Here is a 3,025-nt window from a genome sequence, read left to right on the forward strand (position 1 = left end):
CATGGGCTGCGCCTCCCAGGGCGATGCCCCCACGTGATGGATGGGGGCCTGCATCAGCACGCGACCGCCTGAATTGCCGATCTCGCTCAGCTGCCACCCAATGGCCGCCGCATCTGCGGACGGGGGCGCCGGTGAGCTCTCTTGTGGGCCCGCCCTGCCCGATTGTTGACGCACCCAGTTCGTTGAGGCGAAATCGAATCGGTCGGCTGGCAGCGGGCCGTCCCGATCCGCGGCATCCAAAAGCTGCTCCTGGTCGACACTTTGCACGGTCGCAATGGCGGCCGGCTCTAATGGCAACCGCGAACTGCCTCCCTCCGCGCGCGAAGTGCCCTGCCCGGCGCTCTCGCGGTACTCATGAAGCCTGTTCAACGCGTAGATGAGTTTGTTGTCGCTCGGAAACAACCTCTTAGCGTGGCCGACCAGCGAAGCGTGACCGAGCATAGCAATCGAAGAAGGCCGGAGAGCTACAGATAACTTGCGAAGATTGCTAGAATAATTTTCGGCGGTTTTCCGGTCCATCCCTCGGCCAAAGCCCGCTTCGGCCGCCGCCCTGATGAGGCGGTCGTCTTCCTTGGAAGCACGATAGTGTGTTGTAATGGGGCGAGCGGGGGCGCCAGGCTCACGATACCGACTAAGCATTGACAGCGCAGGGACGATTACCTTGTCTTTCGGAAACAGCCGCTTAGCGTGGTCGAGCAACGCCTCGTCATCGAGCATAGCCATTGTTTGGCCGGAACGCTTGAGCGCATCAGCCAATTTGCAAAGACGACGATCATAGATGCCGACCGTGACAGCGCTTGCCGGCGCCCCCCGATGAAGGGCTGCATCAGCCGCTGCTCGAATGAGGCGCTCGTCTTCCTCAGAGACATCGAAAAGCTCTCTGCCGGGATTAACGGCATCCATCTGAGGCAGCTCGTCCAAGTGTCGCTCAAAATCCACTTGCTGCTGTTGCGGCTGCTGGACCGTGGAGTTGTAGGCTGCAAAATCTCCGTCGAACGGGTTGATATTGTTAATTGGGGCCATGTTCTCGTCCGGTTGGGGCCGTTTCGCATATCTGAGCAGCGCGTTTGCTCTCTACCTCCCACGCTACGACCGTTAGCTTTCGAGAAGCTGACGCGGTTTAGAGAAAATAGAATATGAGCCAATGGCCAAAGCGTTCTTTCGTAAGCGTGGCGTCATGGCCGCCTACCGAAGCAGCGATCAGGATGAGATAAGTGTCCACGAAGATTGAAGCGGACACTTAGGCGGCCTGCATGTCAGAGACGGAGCCTCGTCGTCGTCGCAGTTGGACAACGGAGGAGAAGTGGCGGCTTGTCGAGGAGGCCAGGCTCCCGGGAAACGCTGTCGCGGAGGTGGCCCGTCGGCCCGGCGTCAACAACAATCAGCTGTTCGGGTGGATCCGGGCTGCCGAAGCGGGCCAACTGGGTCCCCGTCCGGCTTCTCTGGTGCTGCTCCCGGAGGCTTCGTCGCACAATGAGTTCATCCCGACCGGGGTCTTCGGGACGTGCGACGACGAAGGACCCGCGATCACGATGCCGGCTCTTCGCCCACCGGACTGGCGTCCGGTGGTGAGTTCGGCACAGCCAAGAGCCGCGCGGTCGACCAGAACGCCGATGCTGGAGGAACGGCCTGGCGTGATCGAAATCGACCTGCCAAACGGTGCACGTGTTCGGGTTGACGCCTTTGTCAACGAGCGGGCGCTGCGGCGGGTTCTTTCGACCCTCTCGGCGAAGTCGTGATCCAGATCGCGGCAGGAACGAAGGTGTATCTGGCCTGCCAGCCAGTCGACATGCGTCGTGGGTTCGACGGCCTGTCCGCGGAGGTCGTCAACAGGCTGAACGCCGATCCCTATTCCGGCAACCTGTTTGTCTTCCGTGGCCGCAGAGGCCAACAAGCGACATAAAACATACGGTTTTCGATCTGCGATCATTGCGTATCCCTGGCATCCGCTGTTCGGACAGACCGTTCAGGTCTCGCGGTATCGGCGCGGTAAGGCCCTGAGCTTCGTCTATACCCAGGAGCGGCCGGACCTCTCGCGGGAATTGCCGGACTGGATGCTCGACCAGGCCTATTGCGCCAGCATGAGCTTGGGATCTCCCCAGGTCAGCGTCGAGGGTCTTGCCGAGCTGGCCGCTGTCCTTGCGTCGTGGACGACGAATCGCCGCCATGGTGCACGATCTCGTCCTTCGCAGAAGGAGATCGGTCATGCCAAGATCCCGCCACCGCTCCCGGGCACAGCTCACTCTGGCGCTGGAGCCTCGCAAAGCACAGCCGCCCGTGGCCCCGACCCTGAAGGGGATCGTCGAAGCCCTCGCCGAGCTTCTGCTCGACGCTGCTCAGGCCGAACGCCCGACACGCCAAGGAGGCTTCCATGAGCGCCCGGATCACCACTGAGCATCTGCGGCGCGCGGCCGTCGTCTATGTCCGCCAGTCGACGATGGCCCAAGTCATGGGCAATCTCGAAAGCCAGCGCCGGCAGTATGATCTGGCTGGGGAAACGCAGGCCAAGGGCTTTGCCTCGGTCACCGTGATCGACGATGATCTGGGACGCTCCGGATCGGGCCGCAGCGAGCGCCCGGGCTTTGAGCGGCTGGTCGCTCTGGTCTGTTCCGGCGAGGTCGGAGCCGTTTATTGTATCGAGGCGTCGCGCTTGGCCCGCAATGGGCGTGACTGGCATCATCTGATCGATCTGTGCGCACTGGCCGGCTCGCTCGTGATCGATCCCGATGGGGCGTACGATCCGCGGCTGGTCAACGACCGCCTGCTTTTGGGATTGAAGGGAACCATGTCGGAATACGAGCTGAGCCTGATGCGCCAGCGCGGGATCGCGGCCCGCGATGCGAAGGCACAACGCGGTGAGTTCCGGTTCATGCTGTCGCCCGGCTTCTGCTGGAACGAGGAGGGCCGGATCGAGATCGATCCTGACGAGCATGTTGCCGACACGATCCGGTTGGTCTTCGCGAAGTTCCGGGAGATGGGCAGCGCCCGCCAGGTCTTTCTTTGGAACTGTCGCAAACCCGCTGGT

4 protein-coding genes and 1 pseudogene are annotated in these 3,025 nt (G+C 62.1%); 4 read left to right on the plus strand and 1 reads right to left on the minus strand.

Annotation, left to right across the window (positions count from 1 at the left end):
* Positions 1–1,023 (minus strand): annotated as a pseudogene (locus tag AA309_RS31415) (hypothetical protein); the annotation flags it as partial.
* Positions 1,024–1,253: 230 nt separating this feature from the next.
* Here AA309_RS31415 and AA309_RS32750 point away from each other — a divergent pair.
* The 4 genes from AA309_RS32750 to AA309_RS31435 all read left to right on the plus strand — a co-directional run.
* The gene (locus AA309_RS32750; protein ID WP_052955154.1) at positions 1,254–1,739 is read left to right on the plus strand and encodes a transposase; all 486 of its coding nucleotides are present in this window, start codon (positions 1,254–1,256) and stop codon (positions 1,737–1,739) included.
* Positions 1,736–1,903: an IS66 family insertion sequence element accessory protein TnpB gene (gene tnpB / locus AA309_RS31425; protein ID WP_084731867.1), complete on the plus strand. Its 168-nt coding sequence runs from the start codon at positions 1,736–1,738 to the stop codon at positions 1,901–1,903. The genes AA309_RS32750 and tnpB overlap by 4 nt, the downstream gene beginning before the upstream one ends.
* Positions 1,904–2,205: 302 nt before the next feature.
* On the plus strand, positions 2,206–2,394 hold the full coding sequence (locus tag AA309_RS34980) for a hypothetical protein (protein ID WP_047192954.1): 189 nt from the start codon (positions 2,206–2,208) through the stop codon (positions 2,392–2,394).
* On the plus strand, positions 2,372–3,025 hold a 654-nt coding region (locus tag AA309_RS31435; protein ID WP_047192955.1), incomplete at its 3' end, for a recombinase family protein. The genes AA309_RS34980 and AA309_RS31435, both read left to right, overlap by 23 nt.

The sequence above is a fragment of the Microvirga vignae genome, from assembly GCF_001017175.1.
Classification (GTDB): Bacteria; Pseudomonadota; Alphaproteobacteria; order Rhizobiales; family Beijerinckiaceae; genus Microvirga; species Microvirga vignae.

What these genes read in the sequence shown, in the direction of transcription:
- AA309_RS32750 (WP_052955154.1), top strand. Translation starts at nt 1,254, where the DNA reads ATGTCAGAGACGGAGCCTCGTCGTCGTCGCAGTTGGACAACGGAGGAG.
- AA309_RS34980 (WP_047192954.1), top strand. Translation starts at nt 2,206, where the DNA reads ATGCCAAGATCCCGCCACCGCTCCCGGGCACAGCTCACTCTGGCGCTG.